This is a genomic window from Sporosarcina contaminans, from assembly GCF_042679045.1.
In the GTDB taxonomy this organism is placed as follows: Bacteria; Bacillota; Bacilli; order Bacillales_A; family Planococcaceae; genus Sporosarcina; species Sporosarcina contaminans.
Window position 1 is genome coordinate 18,733 of the sequence record NZ_JBHTLT010000129.1, and the last position, 15,920, is coordinate 34,652.

Here is a 15,920-nt window from a genome sequence, read left to right on the forward strand (position 1 = left end):
AAGGGCAAGTTTTTCGGCAAATGTGTAAGTGAGAGAAAGACAAATTTTAAAACGTACGTTCGTTTATTTCTTTAGGAATATGATAGACTATGATAAAATGTAGAATAACTTCATACAGCACAGATCCCCCATTTCAAGAAGTGGCGGGATGACCGCAGGCGAAACTTGCTAATCAGCAAGGAACATTACTCTGATTCAAGTGAAGCCTTTGGATACAATGACGCCGATGTGTCATTGATTTTGAAACGGGGAGTGACATTTATGGTCGAAACATTTGATTTGCGTGCGCCGTATAAGCCATTGGGGGATCAACCATCAGCAATATCAAAATTGGTTGAAGGAGTACGCCGAAATGAAAAGCATCAAACATTGTTGGGGGCAACAGGTACAGGGAAAACGTTTACGATATCGAATGTTGTAACAGAAATAAACCGGCCGACGCTTGTTATGGCACATAATAAGACGTTGGCGGGACAATTATACAGTGAGTTCAAAGAGTTTTTTCCGAACAACGCAGTCGAATATTTTGTCAGTTTTTATGATTACTATCAACCCGAAGCATATGTGCCGCATACGGATACGTATATCGAGAAAGACGCGACGATCAATGATGAGATTGATAAGCTGCGGCACTCAGCGACGACAGCATTGTTCGAAAGAAATGATGTGTTAATCGTTGCATCAGTATCTTGCATATATGGGTTAGGTTCGCCGGAAGAATATCGGAAGCATGTAGTTTCGTTAAGAACGGGTATGGAAATCGGGCGCAACGAGTTGCTTCGAAAATTCGTTGACAATCAATATGCCCGAAACGATTTGAACTTTGTTCGGGGAACATTCCGAGTGCGTGGGGATGTGATAGAAATTTTCCCTGCTTCACAAGATGAACATTGCATCCGGATCGAATTTTTCGGTGATGAAATTGATCGCATTCGGGAAGTCGATGCGCTGACAGGAGAAATATTAGGCGAGCGCGACCATGTTGCCATCTTCCCGAACTCCCACTTCGTAACTGGCGAAGATAAAATGGTAAAGGCAATCGCGAATATTGAAACAGAGTTAGAGGAACGGTTAAAAGTGCTTCGAAGCGAGGACAAATTATTGGAAGCGCAACGTCTTGAGCAACGTACACGGTACGATCTTGAAATGATGCGCGAAATGGGATTTTGCTCGGGCATTGAAAACTATTCGAGGCATTTGACGTTAAGACCGCCTGGCGCAACGCCTTATACATTGTTGGATTATTTCCCAGACGATTTCCTAATGGTGATCGATGAAAGCCATGTTACGCTGCCGCAAGTGAGAGGAATGTACAACGGAGACCAAGCAAGGAAACAAGTTCTTGTAGACCATGGCTTCCGCTTGCCATCCGCCCTTGATAACAGGCCGCTAATGTTTGAGGAGTTCGAAAAATATATTCACAACGCCATCTATGTCTCGGCAACGCCAGGCCCTTATGAAATTGAACATACGACAGAGATGGTTGAACAAATTATCCGTCCAACGGGCTTGCTTGATCCAATCATTGAAGTGCGGCCGATCGAAGGACAGATTGATGATTTGATTGATGAGATCAATGAGCGTATAAAACGCAATGAACGGGTATTGATTACAACATTAACGAAAAAGATGTCGGAGGACTTGACCGATTACTTAAAAGAAATCGGTATAAAGGTGCAATATCTTCATTCAGAAGTGAAAACCCTTGAACGGATTGAGATTATTAGGGAACTTCGGTTAGGCACTTACGATGTGCTGATCGGAATTAACCTTTTGAGGGAAGGGCTTGATATTCCGGAAGTATCACTCGTCGCAATTTTAGATGCAGATAAAGAAGGATTCCTTCGATCCGAACGTTCTTTAATCCAAACGATCGGACGTGCAGCGCGAAACTCGGAAGGGAAAGTAATCATGTACGCTGACCGATATACCGATTCTATGACGAAGGCGATCGAAGAAACGAAACGCCGACGAGAAATTCAAGAAGCTTACAATAAAAAGCATGGCATTACTCCGACGACGATCAAAAAGGAAATTCGCGATGTGATCCGGGCAACACAAGTCGCAGAGGAAACGGTCACCTATATTGAAAAAGTGACAAAAGGAAAATCCTTGTCCAAGGAAGAGAAAGCGAAATTGCTCGCAACGCTCGATCAGGAGATGAAAGAAGCGGCAAAAGCACTCGATTTCGAAAGGGCGGCCGAATTACGCGATACGATACTAAGTTTGAAAGCTGAAGGGTGAAAACGATGAAAAATAAGGAAATCGTCATTCAAGGGGCAAGAGCCCATAATTTAAAAAATATAGATGTCACGATCCCTCGTGATCAGTTGGTCGTCATTACAGGTTTATCGGGATCCGGAAAATCTTCGCTTGCGTTCGATACAATTTACGCTGAAGGGCAAAGAAGATATGTGGAATCGCTCTCTGCCTATGCAAGGCAGTTTTTAGGACAAATGGACAAGCCGGATGTCGATGTGATCGAGGGCCTTTCACCTGCTATTTCGATTGATCAGAAGACGACGAGCCGCAACCCGCGTTCCACTGTCGGTACGGTTACGGAAATCTATGATTATTTGCGCCTTCTTTATGCGAGGGTCGGTAAACCAATTTGCCCGAAACATGGAATCGAAATTACATCACAAACGATTGAACAAATGGTCGATCGCATTTTACAGCTGCCGGAACGTTCACGGCTGCAAATTTTGGCTCCGGTCATTTCAGGCAGAAAAGGGACGCATGCCAAGCTTATTGAGGATATTAAAAAACAAGGATATGTCCGTATACGAGTCGATGGCGAAGTAATGGATTTAGACGACAACATCGAGTTGAATAAAAACAAAAAACATACGATCGAAATTGTCATTGACAGAATCGTATTGAAGGAAGGCGTCGAAACGAGACTGAGTGATTCCCTTGAGTCAGCGCTTCGATTATCAGAAGGCACCGTATTAGTGGACGTTATCGGAGAAGAGGAATTGTTATTCAGCGAACATCATGCATGTCCGTTATGCGGATTTTCCATCGGTGAATTGGAGCCGCGTATGTTTTCTTTCAATAGCCCGTTTGGAGCTTGTCCTGATTGCGATGGATTGGGAACGAAATTGGAAGTTGACCCTGAATTGGTCATTCCCGACCCTTCGTTATCACTGAAAGACGATGCCATCGCTCCTTGGATACCTACAAGCTCACAATATTACCCGGAATTGTTAAAAACAGTTGCCAAGCATTTTAAGATTCCGATGGATGTGCCAGTGAGCGAGCTATCGGACGATGATTTGAAGATATTATTGTACGGTTCGAAAGATGAAAAAATCCATTTTAAATATACGAATGAATTCGGAAATACGCGAGTGAATAATATATATTTTGAAGGTGTCTTGTCGAATGTGGAACGTCGGTTTAAAGAAACGACCTCCGATTACATCCGCGAGCAAATGGAGAAATATATGGCTCAGCGTCATTGCCCGACATGCCACGGCTATCGTTTGAAGGAAGAAGCACTTTCTGTCAAAGTTAATGATCGCCATATCGGCGAAGTGACGGCAATGTCGATTACTGAGGCGAATGAGTTTGTACACAATTTATCCCTTTCCGAAAAAGATATGAAAATAGCCGCACTTATTTTGCGCGAAATAGAAGAGCGCTTAGGTTTCTTAGTGAATGTTGGGTTGGATTATTTGACATTATCTCGTGCAGCAGGAACTTTATCCGGTGGGGAAGCGCAGCGGATTAGGCTGGCGACGCAAATCGGATCGAGACTGACTGGAGTATTATATATATTGGATGAGCCGTCCATCGGGTTGCACCAAAGAGATAATGACCGATTAATCGGTACGCTGCAAAGCATGCGAGACATCGGCAATACGCTCATCGTAGTAGAACATGACGAAGATACGATGATCGCTGCAGATTATTTAATAGACATCGGACCAGGAGCTGGCGCGGCTGGCGGTCAAATCATTTCCGCCGGGACGCCTTCAGAAGTGATGAATGATCCAGCTTCCTTAACCGGTCAGTATTTGAGCGGTAAAAAATTCATTCCACTTCCGACTGAAAGAAGGAGCGGAGATGGCAGAGTTGTTTCTATTAAAGGAGCTTCGGAAAATAATTTAAAGAATGTCAATGCAGATTTCCCTCTCGGCAAATTTATTGCAGTTACCGGTGTATCGGGGTCCGGGAAAAGTACACTCGTCAATGAAGTTCTCTACAAAGTACTATCGCAAAAACTGAACCGATCCAAACAAAAACCGGGACAATTCAAATCAGTATCCGGTTTGGAAGAATTGGAGAAAGTAATCGATATCGATCAATCGCCGATCGGCCGGACGCCGAGATCGAATCCAGCAACGTACACAGGAGTGTTTGACGATATTCGCGATGTTTTCGCGATGACGAATGAAGCGAAAGTGCGGGGCTATAAAAAAGGTCGATTTAGCTTCAACGTAAAAGGCGGTAGATGTGAAGCGTGCAGGGGCGATGGCATTATAAAAATCGAAATGCATTTCTTGCCCGACGTCTATGTGCCATGTGAGGTTTGTCATGGGAAACGATACAATAGGGAAACGTTAGAAGTGACGTATAAAGGAAAAAGCATCGCCGATGTCCTATCGATGACAGTAGAAGATGCGCTCGTTTTCTTTGAAAATATACCGAAAATCAGTAGGAAGCTCCAAACTTTAGTCGATGTCGGTCTTGGATATGTCCAGATGGGTCAACCGGCGACGACGCTATCAGGAGGAGAAGCCCAACGTGTGAAATTAGCGTCCGAGCTGCATAAACGTTCGAATGGAAAATCGTTTTATATATTAGATGAACCGACGACCGGCTTGCATGTTCATGATATTGAAAAATTGCTTGTTGTATTGCAAAGATTAGTTGATAGCGGCAATACGGTTTTAGTGATCGAGCATAATTTAGACGTCATAAAAACAGTGGATCATATTATCGATCTTGGTCCGGAAGGCGGAGATAAAGGCGGGCAAATTATTGCTGTCGGCACTCCGGAAAAAGTAGCTGAAAATGAAAATTCTTATACAGGCAACTATTTAAAGCCGATTTTGGAAAGGGATCGCCGTCGAATGCATGAAATGATTGAAGAAGCGGCAAAATAATAAGATGAAACCAAACGGGAGGATAGGACGTATATATTGATAGGTAAAGCGAATGGCGGAATGGGGATTTATTCGTTAACTGTCCCTCTAAGCCGATAGGCATTCCGTATGAAGACATTTTAGGAGGCGGAAAAATTGCAAAATGAACGGAAACGAATCTTGACCATGTTGGAGAACGGCACGATTTCAATGGAAGAAGCCTTAACCCTTTTAGAGACAATGGAAAAGAAGCAAACAGGCAATCCTTCATCCACGGCAAGTGAGCAAAGTCAATCCGAAAACGTCTATAGGAATACAGAGGGTGCAGAAGAACGGAAGAGTGATTCATCTTTTAGAGGCAATCAGGGTTCGGATGATTCTCATAATCCATCCATGGATGAATTCATCGAAGATATCCGAAAAGATTTTGTTACGGTAGGTGACCGGTTCATGCAATTCATGCAAACGGCGGTTGACCGGATGAAAAAATTCGATTTTGACACCCCTTTTGGCGGCGGTACTACTTTTTCGCATACAATGATCAAAGCTGCTGAAGATATAGAGGAAATTATCATTGATGTCGATCACGGAAATGTCACTGTTGAAACAGCTGATGTGCAAGAAATTCGTGCAGAATTTACAGTGAAAAATTTCAATAACAAGAATGAAGAGGAAACGAAAAAAGAGTTTCTCGATAAAGTCGTCTTCGTTCAAGACGAAGGAACGCTGCGGTTGTTAAGCGATTTGAAATTAATGCAAGTGAATGTTACATTGCTACTTCCGAATGAGGCATACCATAAAGCTTCAGTACGTTTGCTGAATGGTGATTTTACCATTGCAGATTTGAAAGCGGAACGTATTTACGTAAAAACGGCTAATGGCAAAGTGGAAGCAAATGGCTTACAATTCGATGCTGCAGAATTAGAAACAGCGAACGGCTCTATCCGTTTAAATGGCAGCACTGGTGCTCAATTGTCAGCTGAAACGATCAATGGTCGGGTTTATATCGATGGAGCTTTAAAAGATGTCGAAGCAAAATCGTTAAATGGTGCGGTAGTTGTGACAACTACTGACAAAGCGGCTGAGAAAATTGAAGCGAAGACAGTGAGCGGTTCAGTTGAAATTTACATCCCTTCTGAATTACCTTTAGATGGCCATATTTCTACAAATATGGGGAAATTGGATCTTCAATTGAATGATGTCGATAAGACAACAGAGCAGGAACAATTTTTACAGCGTTCCGTTTCATTCAAAAAGCATGCTGAAGGCGAAACGAAGCCTCTTCATATTCAAGGAGAAGCGAAAACGGGTACAGTGATCGTCTGCTATAATGTAAATCACAGTGCCTAATCAAATGAAAAAGCAAGGGAGAAAACAAATTGTTTTCGTACCCTTGCTTTTTCTGTTGTTCACTTACAGCTTGTTGAAACGCTCGCATACTGCGAATCGAACGGCGAAGGGTTCGATTTGCCTTAATTTCTGCGCTCTTCGTCTCTTGGACGTGGCGTTCTTAGGTTGCCTTCCTTCACAAGCGTTTTCAAGCCATGCTGTGCAAACATTTATCTTATGGCTAAAAATCTTAAAAAGACTGTAGACAAAGTGAAAACACATTGTCTACAGCCTGCTTATTTATTGTATAAATAACATAATATGCCGAACGCGATCGCTCTTGCACATTGTTCACGGTATGCTTTATTCATTAGTAGCATCAATTCCGTTCGATTGGTCATAAATCCGCATTCCACTAAAATGGCTGGCATTTTTGTATCCCGCAAAACAGCAAAGTTGGCTTGCTTCACTCCTCTATCTTTTCGCTGAACCGCTGAGATTAACGAAGACTGTACTATATTTGCCAATAAAAATGAATCGCGGCTTCCAGTGGGATAAACGTACGTTTCAATACCATTCGCTTCATTATAGCTATTGCCATACGCATTTGCGTGAATGGATACGAATGCGTCGACTCCTAATTGATTCGCCTTGGAAGTGCGTTCATGAAGCGGAACATCACGATGCGGATCGTGTGAAAAATGTACAGAGACTCCCTCTGCTACGAGCAACCGTTTAACAGTTTGGGCTACTGCTGAGTTGAATGTAAATTCCCTAAGAGTGCCATCAGGTGAACGTTTCCCTGCTGTTTCTGGACCGTGCCCGGCATCGATCATAATGTACTCCATGAATGAATCCCCCTTTACTTTGTATATAGAGTCAATTCATAAATAGTGGACAAATTGTAATTCAAATCATTTCATTTAAAATGGTTCATGGTAAAATGATTGCAGTGCATTAAGTCGTTAGAAAGGTGGCGGACAGATGGCAATCGTTACGGTGAAAGATATACAGGAAAGGTTTGATCTTCAATTGTTAGCGGGAGGAGAAGGGATAGATCGCCCGATTGAAATGAGCGACATTTCACGCCCAGGCCTTGAAATGGCAGGGTATTTCGATTTTTATCCTGCTTCTCGTGTGCAATTGTTTGGAAAAACGGAGCTATCCTTCTTCGGAGGTTTATCATCGCAAGAGAGGTTGGATCGGATGGATCGTCTCTGTTCCCCGGAAACACCGGCATTTATCGTTGCCCATTGTCTGGATGCTCCGGAAGAACTTTTATATATGGCGGAACAGCGTAAAATACCTGTTTTGCAAACTGAAAATCCAACGACCCGTTTCTCGGGAATGTTGACGAATTATTTGGAAGGTAGATTGGCACCGATGACTACAGTGCACGGTGTGTTAGTAGATGTCTATGGCATTGGCGTATTAATAACTGGAAAAAGCGGTGTTGGGAAAAGTGAGACGGCATTGGAGCTTGTAAAAAGAGGCCATAGGCTTGTTGCAGATGATTCTGTTGAAATTAGACAAGTTGCCAAAAACGTCTTAATTGGAAATGCGCCAAAATTGCTCAAACATATGTTGGAAATACGCGGTGTAGGCATTATTGATATGATGACTTTATTTGGTGCAAGCGCGGTAAGGGATGATAAAAGGATTTTAATGGTAATTGATCTTGAAGTGTGGGATTCGGATAAAGTTTACGACCGGTTAGGCATCGATGAGGAAAAAATGCCGATTATGGATTCGGAGCTGACGAAATTGACAGTTCCGGTTCGTCCGGGCAGAAACTTATCGGTAATCATTGAAGTTGCTGCGATGGATTACCGTATGAAACGGTTAGGAATTAATGCGGCAGAGAACTTTTCAAAAAAGCTTGAATCAGCAATCCTCCAAAATGCGACTGATTCAGAATAAGAAAGGAAAGTGACTATGTTATTTGATATATTGGCGATTAATCCTACGGCATTCCATATTGGGCCGATAGCGATTAGATGGTATGGAATACTCATTACAACGGGAATTGTCTTAGCTTTTATTGTTGTGCAAAAAGAAATGGTGAAAAGAGGCATGCATCCCGACTTTCTGACAGATTTATTAATATGGGCCGTACCAATTTCCATAATTAGTGCCCGTATTTACTATGTTATTTTTTCATTTGATTTATATAAAGATCGGCCGCTCGATATGATAAAAATTTGGGAAGGTGGCATCGCCATCCACGGAGCGCTGATCGGTGCTTTTGTCACTACATATTTTTATACGAAGAAGAAAGGCATTTCTTTTTGGAAAGTAGCGGATATTGCGGCACCGGGCATCTTGATCGGTCAAATTATCGGCCGCTGGGGGAACTTCATCAATCAGGAGGCACATGGAGGTCCAGTTTCCGAAAAATTCCTTGAAACGACAATCATTCCGGATTGGATTATGGATCAAATGACGATTAATGGGGTTACTTATCACCCGACGTTTTTATACGAATCACTTTGGAATGTCGTCGGATTGATCATTATTTTATTATTGAGAAGGGTACGCTTGAAAAGGGGCGAAATGTTCCTGTTTTATTTAACTTGGTACTCAATCGGCAGATATTTTATCGAAGGAATGAGAACAGACAGTTTGTATGGCGGTGATTTACGTGCTGCGCAAATTGTTTCGATTGTAGCGATTATCGTTTCAATCATACTCTTCGTAAAAAGAAGGTTCGTCGATAAAATCGATGTCACATACCAAGATAGATAAAAGGGGATTCGGATGGACACATTAAGGAATGGCTTTAAGGCTGGATTACACACAACATGGACATTAGGGAAAATTATTTTTCCGATTACGATAGTAGTCGTTATTTTACAACATACACCGATTTTGCCTTGGCTCGTGAAATTGGTCTCTCCATTCATGAGCCTTTTTGGGTTGAGCGGAGAAGCTGCAATCCCATTAGTGTTAGGAAATGCATTGAATTTATATGCGGGTATAGCTGGAATTTTATCATTGGATTTGACCGTAAAGGAAGTTTTTATAGTAGCGGTCATGTTAAGTTTTTCGCATAATCTTTTCATTGAAACCGGTGTTGCCTTGAAGGTAGGCGTTAAGCTATGGATTGTACTTGTCGTCCGTTTCGGATTAGCGGCAATTTCAGCAATCATCATCAATTTATTTTGGCACGGGGGCAATGAGATTGCAAAATATGGCATGGCTCCCGAAAGTGCAGCCGTTCCAGACGGATGGCACGAAATTGCTTTGTTAGGATTGCAAAAAGGTAGCTTCGGAATATTGCAGCTCGCTTTAATTGTAATACCGTTAATGATTATCGTTCAATTTTTGAAGGATCGCCATTATTTGCAAAAATTCTCAGAGAAGCTATCTCCTTTCACGAAAATGATCGGTGTTCAACCGAATGCTTCAATGACATTAGTAACCGGTCTTGTTATCGGATTGGCGTATGGAGCGGGCGTTATGATCCAAGCTGTTCAAGAGGATGGTGTGAGCAAAAAGGATGCGACATTGGCTTTCATCTTCTTAATTGCATGTCATGCAGTAGTGGAAGATACGCTAATATTCTTGCCGTTAGGCATACCAGTGCTCCCTTTGTTAATCATACGAATTGTAACTGCTTTTGTGCTGACGATTGCTGTCGCTTATTTCTGGAAGGCAAGTGAGCTCAAGAAAGAGAAGGAGGTATCTGTAGTAGATGGCTAAACCGATTACGACGCTTTTATTTGATTTTGACGGAACGCTTTTAGATACGAATGAACTCATTATCCAATCTTTCCAAACGGTATTGGACGAGTATTATCCGAACCGTTTTGAAAGAGTTCACATATTACCTTTCTTAGGCCCGACTTTGCGGGAAACATTTGACTCGATTGACCCTGAGAAAACAGAAGAAATGATGAAAGCTTATCGTGCATGGAACCTACAACATCACGATTTGCTTGCGAAAGAGTTTGACGGGGTAAAGGAAACATTAAAGAGCTTAAAGGAAATGGGCTTAAAGATGGCGATCGTTTCTACGAAGCGAAACAATATGATTATGAGAGGGCTGGCATTGTTAGGCGTGACAGAGCTTTTTGATACAATTGTCGGTTTGGACGATGTAAGCAAGCCAAAACCTGATCCTGAACCGCTTCTATTGGCGATGGAACGATTAGGGGCAAGTCCAGAAGAAACGATGATGATCGGTGATAACCTCCACGATATCGAAGGAGGCAAAAATGCTGGAGTACGAACTGCGGGAGTTGCATGGTCGATAAAAGGAGAAGAATTTATCCGCTCGCTTGAGCCTGATTTCGTTCTTCAGCATTTATCAGACCTCCAAAAAATTGTTGCGGGTGAGCCAGTGTGAGAAGAACAGAGCGGCATACTGCAAAACATAATGCAAACTCGCTTTGGCATTTATACAAAACTGTGCCATTCCTTAAAGTAGCGAAGAATTTCATTTTCATCCAAATTGGGAGATATACGCCTTTTTTTTCGGTGAAGAACTGGATTTATCGAACGTTTTTGCGGATGAAAATTGGTAAAAAAACGTCGTTAGCTTTAATGGTCATGCCAGATACGATGTTTCCTGAACGAATTTCAATTGGCAACAATACGATTATCGGTTTTAACACAACCATTCTTGCACATGAATATTTAATTGAAGAATACCGGATTGGCGATGTCGTAATTGGCGATGAGGTAATGATCGGCGCAAATACGACCATCTTGCCGGGAGTCGAAATCGGCGATGGTGCGACCGTGTCTGCCGCTTCGCTTGTAAACCGGGATATTCCGCCAGGTGCAATGGCAGGTGGAAATCCTGTCCGCATTATTTATACAGCAGAACAATTATTGGAACGAAAGAATGGAAAAATGCTTAAAAGTAATTAGGCCATGTTCTTCGCCTTAAAATGCATGTGATATTTTCGTTATAAGTTATGTTATAATGGATAGAGTTTAACTTGATTGTGCAAAAAACTCCTTCTAAGTCAATTGCCGTACACTATAGAAATGTTTGACCGTGCAGTGGAGGTTTTGGCCGCCACTGTTGCTGTATAGAAGAACGTAGGCAAACCAGCGTCCAAAAATACATTTTAATAAAATTGCAGGAATAAAATTAGTTCAACCATGTGTTGTGCTGTTCTGTCAAAAAGACGTAAAAATTTAATTTGATTGACAACGGCTGTTTAATACGATTGTCGCTATTGAAAATTTGGACGAATTTGTAATTGATTGAAAGGAGCGTGAAAGCGTTCCTTTCATTTTTTCGGAGGAATTAATAACTTGGATAAAAAACATAAAAATGAGGACAGAAAAATAATTTCATTTATCCCTGATGGTGAATTTTATTATAAAAAAGGCCTTAAATCGATGCAGCGTGAGCGTTTTGATGAGGCTCATAAATATTTGAAAAGAGCTGTTGAACTTAGCCCGAATGATCCGAGGATTCTAATGCAGTTCGGCATTTTAGTCATGGAGGAAGGGGAGTTCGAAGAGGCTTACGAATATTTGACTGCGGCCCATGGACTGGATCCGGAAGAGGAAGACATTATCTTCTATTTAGCGGAAGTGCATGCCCATTTAGGGTTGTTGCGTGATGCGAAAATTTATGCGGAAAAGTATATCGCTTTAGCGCCAGATGGCCCTTTAGCAGACGACTCAATGGAAATTATTGATTTTGCGGAACAGGAAGAATCTTTCAGCTTAGATGAGGATATGCCAGATAGCGAAGTGTACTTCCTTCAAGAGAAGGCAAGGAAATTGATGGAATCTGGGTCTTTTCCGGAAGCAATCAGAATTTTAGAGTCAATCATCGTGGATTATCCCGACTTTTGGGCGGCATACAACAATTTGGCACTCGCCTATTTTTATATTGGGGAAATCGAGCATGCGAAAGAACTGCTATATGATGTTTTAGAAAAAAATAAAGGAAACTTGCACGCATTATGCAATCTCGCTGTCTTTTATTATTATGAAAAAGACAAAGAGAAATTGAATTCCATGTTAGAACTGCTATTGAAGATAAAGCCGTATCAATTTGAGCATAGATTTAAATTAGGAGCGACTTTTGCGTTAGTAGGCAAGCATGAGGAAGGGTTCAATTGGCTGCGCAGCTTAAAGAAAAAAGGATTTGAAGGGGATGCGGGCTATTATTTCTGGCTTTCCCATTCTGCTTATTTCTCGGGTCATGAGGACATTGCGAAAGAGGCATATGAAATGCTCACCCAATTAGATCCCGAAAAAGCGGGATTCGAACCATGGAAAAACGTTGCTCCTTCCGCTGCGAGGTCAGATGCTTATGAACAGGATCGCGACTTCCTCATTAGCAAAATACTGAATCAGTATAGAAGCGAGCGCTTATTAGGATATTACCTTTTAGGGAAATCAGCGCATAAACAGGAGCTCATTTCACATCCTGAGTATATTGATGTTGATAAATTGACTGTCATTGAACAACTGTTTTTGGCGCATAGCCTTGATTATGAATTTACGCTTAGTGATCAATTTGATCATCTATTCGATCGGGCGATTCAAACGACAGATTTATTGTACGAAAAGCATCAGCCTTTAACGAAGCAAGGAACGCATTTATTTCAAATGTGGTTCACTCTATGTGAAGTAGCGTTGCTCCGCTCCTACCATTTCCGCAATCCTGCTGCTCTTGCAGCTGCGGCGGATTATATGTTCCGTTCTTCGCGCTACACAGATACGACAAAAACGAGCATTGCAAAGGAATATGGCATTTCAGTTCCGACGTTGACGAAGTACGTTGAACAATTGATGGAGTTCCTGCCTCATTTCAAATCATAGGAATATGCCGGGATTGCTAAGCAAGCAAAAAGATTGATTGGCTACGAGAAATCTTATACGATTTGTTTAACGTAATTCAGCAAAGATCCTCCGTTTTTAAAGACGGCAAGGTGAATGGAGGCAAACCCGGGCTGAATGAGTAGGAAGGCAATCTAAGAACGCCGTTTCCTATGGCTGCAGTTGCATGATCTACAGCCTGAAGGACCGCGGATGTCATAGGTTTTTAAATGAGTTATCGAACAGGCTCAATAAAAACTCGGATGATCATACGCAGAGGTGGAATGGTTCTTAATTCACAAAAGCCCATATTGAGTGTTGGGCGAATGTAGAGGTTGCTTTTTTGATAAGTGTTACATGCAGTGAAGGAGGAATCTCAATGACAACTGAGAAAATATATGACGTCATTATTATTGGCGCTGGTCCTGCAGGAATGACAGCTGCGGTCTATACGTCAAGAGCCAATTTATCAACTTTGATGTTGGAGCGCGGAATTCCTGGCGGGCAAATGGCAAATACAGAAGAAATCGAAAACTACCCAGGTTTTGAATCCATTTTAGGACCTGATTTATCTACAAAAATGTTCGATCATGCCAAAAGATTTGGTGCTGAATACGCTTATGGCGATGTTACAGACGTGATTGACGGGGAAGAATATAAGACAATTATTTCAGGCAACAAAGAATATAAAGCGCGTTCGATCATCATTACGACAGGCGCTGAATACCGCAAAATGGGAATTCCGGGAGAACAGGAATTGACAGGCCGCGGTGTTAGCTATTGTGCAGTTTGTGATGGCGCGTTCTTTAAAGATAAAGAAATCATCGTAGTCGGCGGCGGCGACTCAGCTGTTGAAGAAGGATCCTATTTGACACGCTTTGCGAAAAAAGTAACGATCATCCATCGCCGTGATGAGCTCCGCGCACAAAAAATTCTCCAAGACCGTGCATTTGCAAATGAAAAAATTGAGTTCATCTGGAATACGACAGTTAAACAAGTGAATGAAAAGAATGGCAAAATCGGCTCTGTCACACTCGTTTCAACTGTTGATGGTTCAGAACGTGAATTTGATGCAGAAGGTATGTTCATCTACATCGGCATGGATCCATTAACCGCTCCATTTAAAAAATTGGGCATTTTGGATGAAAACGGCTATATTAAAACGAATGAAAATATGGAAACTTCAATCCCTGGAATTTACGCTGCAGGCGACGTCCGCGAAAAACTTCTAAGACAAGTCGTTACAGCAACAGGAGATGGCAGCATCGCTGCTCAAGCTTGTCAAAAATACGTCGAAGAACTCCAAGAGAAACTGTCGGCGGAAGTATAATAGTAAAACGGCCTATCTGATCATGGATAGGCCGTTTTTTCGTACTTGAAGCATCTATGGAGAATTAAAAGTTGGTAGAAATTCGAGAAACCAAGCATATTTACTCTTTCCCCCGCATGAAGCATTTATCCGCGAAAAAAAGGAGCGCGGCTGCGCATAAATAGATTTCTCCGCGCATAAGAGATCGTGGCTGCGCATAAATGGAAATGTCCGCGCATAAAGGAGTTCGGCTGCGCATAAATAGATTTCTCCGCGCATAAGAGATCGTGGCTGCGCATAAATGGAAACGTCCGCGCATAAAGGAGTTCAGCTGCGCATAAATGATATTGCATACGCAAAAAGCAGATCGTCCCCGCATAAATGATTATACCTGCGCATAAAGGATCGTTGTTGCGCATAAATGATTTTGCGTACGCATAAAGGAGTTCGGCTGCGCATAAATGATTATATCTACGCATAAAAGATTGTCGCTGCGCATAAATGGAATTTGCCCGAGCATAAAAGCATTTGCATACTCATAAACTGTGCACCTTCGCATAAATGTCTCTAACTTTATATGAAGTAAGCGGAACACAAATGCCTAGTGAATTTTGTCTTTTGTAAGATAAAACCATTTTGAGATTTATGCGCGCTGCTTGGCGGTTTATGAGTGAATAAAACGTTTTATGCGCTTGCATAGGCATTTATGAGCTTGCATAGGCATTTATGCGCTTGCATAGGCATTTATGCGCTTGCAGAAGCAATTATGAGTTGTTGATTGACATTATGCGTTTTTATTGGAGTTTATGCGTGTAGTGAGGGTAGTTATGCGTTTTCTATAGCGTTTTTGGGTAGGCGAACATTTTGGAGTGTTTCTGCATCGGGATAGATTGGTGATTTGTATGATGGGGGGGAGTTGTTGGAGTCATTTATGCATGTGAATAGGATGGCTATGCGCATTGGATGGCGGTTTATGAGTGAATAAAACGTTTTATGCGCTTGTATAGGCATTTATGCGCTTGCAGGGGAGTATATGAGCTTACAGAAGCAATTATGAGTTGTTGATTGGCATTATGCGTTTTTATTGGAGGTTATGCGTGTAGTGAGGGTAGTTATGCGTTTTCTATAGCGTTTTTGGGTAGGCAAAATTTTGGAGTGTTTCTGCATCGGGATAGATTGGTGATTTGTATGATGGGGGGAGTTGTTGGATTCATTTATGCGTGTGAATGGGGTGGCAATGCGCATTGGATGGCGGTTTATGAGTGAATAAGACGTTTTATGCGCTTGTATAGGCATTTATGCGCTTGCAGGGGAGTATATGAGCTTACAGAAGCAATTATGAGTTGTTGATTGGCATTATGCGTTTTTATTGGAGTTTATGCGTGTAGTGAGGGTAG

The 15,920-nt window shown here is 42.0% G+C and carries 11 protein-coding genes; 10 read left to right on the plus strand and 1 reads right to left on the minus strand.

The window, feature by feature from the left end; translation table 11 throughout:
- The first annotated feature begins 261 nt into the window (after nt 1-261).
- From uvrB to ACFQ38_RS16825, 3 genes are all read left to right on the plus strand, one after another.
- On the plus strand, nt 262-2,244 hold the full coding sequence (gene uvrB / locus ACFQ38_RS16815; RefSeq protein ID WP_336823896.1) for an excinuclease ABC subunit UvrB: 1,983 nt from the start codon (nt 262-264) through the stop codon (nt 2,242-2,244).
- 5 nt (nt 2,245-2,249) lie between these two features.
- Nucleotides 2,250-5,114, plus strand: a complete 2,865-nt coding sequence (gene uvrA / locus ACFQ38_RS16820) for an excinuclease ABC subunit UvrA (protein WP_381482403.1) — start codon at nt 2,250-2,252, stop codon at nt 5,112-5,114.
- A 135-nt stretch (nt 5,115-5,249) separates the two neighbouring features.
- The gene (locus ACFQ38_RS16825; RefSeq protein WP_336823898.1) at nt 5,250-6,443 is read left to right on the plus strand and encodes a DUF4097 family beta strand repeat-containing protein; all 1,194 of its coding nucleotides are present in this window, start codon (nt 5,250-5,252) and stop codon (nt 6,441-6,443) included.
- 275 nt (nt 6,444-6,718) lie between these two features.
- Here ACFQ38_RS16825 and ACFQ38_RS16830 read toward each other — a convergent pair whose 3' ends face one another.
- Entirely contained in the window at nt 6,719-7,270 is a 552-nt protein-coding gene (locus ACFQ38_RS16830) for an N-acetylmuramoyl-L-alanine amidase family protein (RefSeq protein ID WP_336823899.1), read from the minus strand.
- A gap of 136 nt (nt 7,271-7,406) precedes the next feature.
- On the opposite strand from ACFQ38_RS16830, the gene hprK reads away from it, so the two are divergent.
- The 7 genes from hprK (at nt 7,407) to trxB (ending at nt 14,544) form a co-directional block, all read left to right on the plus strand.
- Nucleotides 7,407-8,342, plus strand: a complete 936-nt coding sequence (gene hprK, locus ACFQ38_RS16835) for an HPr(Ser) kinase/phosphatase (protein ID WP_336823900.1) — start codon at nt 7,407-7,409, stop codon at nt 8,340-8,342.
- A 15-nt stretch (nt 8,343-8,357) separates the two neighbouring features.
- Nucleotides 8,358-9,167: a prolipoprotein diacylglyceryl transferase gene (gene lgt, locus ACFQ38_RS16840; RefSeq protein ID WP_336823901.1), complete on the plus strand. Its 810-nt coding sequence runs from the start codon at nt 8,358-8,360 to the stop codon at nt 9,165-9,167.
- 12 nt (nt 9,168-9,179) lie between these two features.
- Nucleotides 9,180-10,124: a nucleoside recognition domain-containing protein gene (locus ACFQ38_RS16845; protein WP_381482406.1), complete on the plus strand. Its 945-nt coding sequence runs from the start codon at nt 9,180-9,182 to the stop codon at nt 10,122-10,124.
- On the plus strand, nt 10,117-10,770 hold the full coding sequence (ppaX, locus tag ACFQ38_RS16850; protein ID WP_381482408.1) for a pyrophosphatase PpaX: 654 nt from the start codon (nt 10,117-10,119) through the stop codon (nt 10,768-10,770). Before ACFQ38_RS16845 ends, ppaX begins: the two co-directional genes overlap by 8 nt.
- A complete protein-coding gene (locus ACFQ38_RS16855; protein ID WP_336823904.1) occupies nt 10,767-11,297 on the plus strand; it encodes an acyltransferase in 531 nt (176 codons plus the stop codon). Before ppaX ends, ACFQ38_RS16855 begins: the two co-directional genes overlap by 4 nt.
- A gap of 393 nt (nt 11,298-11,690) precedes the next feature.
- Entirely contained in the window at nt 11,691-13,217 is a 1,527-nt protein-coding gene (locus ACFQ38_RS16860) for a tetratricopeptide repeat protein (RefSeq protein ID WP_336823905.1), read from the plus strand.
- A gap of 376 nt (nt 13,218-13,593) precedes the next feature.
- On the plus strand, nt 13,594-14,544 hold the full coding sequence (gene trxB, locus ACFQ38_RS16865; RefSeq protein ID WP_336823906.1) for a thioredoxin-disulfide reductase: 951 nt from the start codon (nt 13,594-13,596) through the stop codon (nt 14,542-14,544).
- Nucleotides 14,545-15,920: the final 1,376 nt, after the last annotated feature.

What these genes read in the sequence shown, in the direction of transcription:
- uvrB (WP_336823896.1), top strand. Translation starts at nt 262, where the DNA reads ATGGTCGAAACATTTGATTTGCGTGCGCCGTATAAGCCATTGGGGGAT.
- uvrA (WP_381482403.1), top strand. Translation starts at nt 2,250, where the DNA reads ATGAAAAATAAGGAAATCGTCATTCAAGGGGCAAGAGCCCATAATTTA.
- ACFQ38_RS16830 (WP_336823899.1), bottom strand. Translation starts at nt 7,270, where the DNA reads ATGGAGTACATTATGATCGATGCCGGGCACGGTCCAGAAACAGCAGGG.
- hprK (WP_336823900.1), top strand. Translation starts at nt 7,407, where the DNA reads ATGGCAATCGTTACGGTGAAAGATATACAGGAAAGGTTTGATCTTCAA.
- lgt (WP_336823901.1), top strand. Translation starts at nt 8,358, where the DNA reads ATGTTATTTGATATATTGGCGATTAATCCTACGGCATTCCATATTGGG.
- ACFQ38_RS16845 (WP_381482406.1), top strand. Translation starts at nt 9,180, where the DNA reads ATGGACACATTAAGGAATGGCTTTAAGGCTGGATTACACACAACATGG.
- ppaX (WP_381482408.1), top strand. Translation starts at nt 10,117, where the DNA reads ATGGCTAAACCGATTACGACGCTTTTATTTGATTTTGACGGAACGCTT.
- trxB (WP_336823906.1), top strand. Translation starts at nt 13,594, where the DNA reads ATGACAACTGAGAAAATATATGACGTCATTATTATTGGCGCTGGTCCT.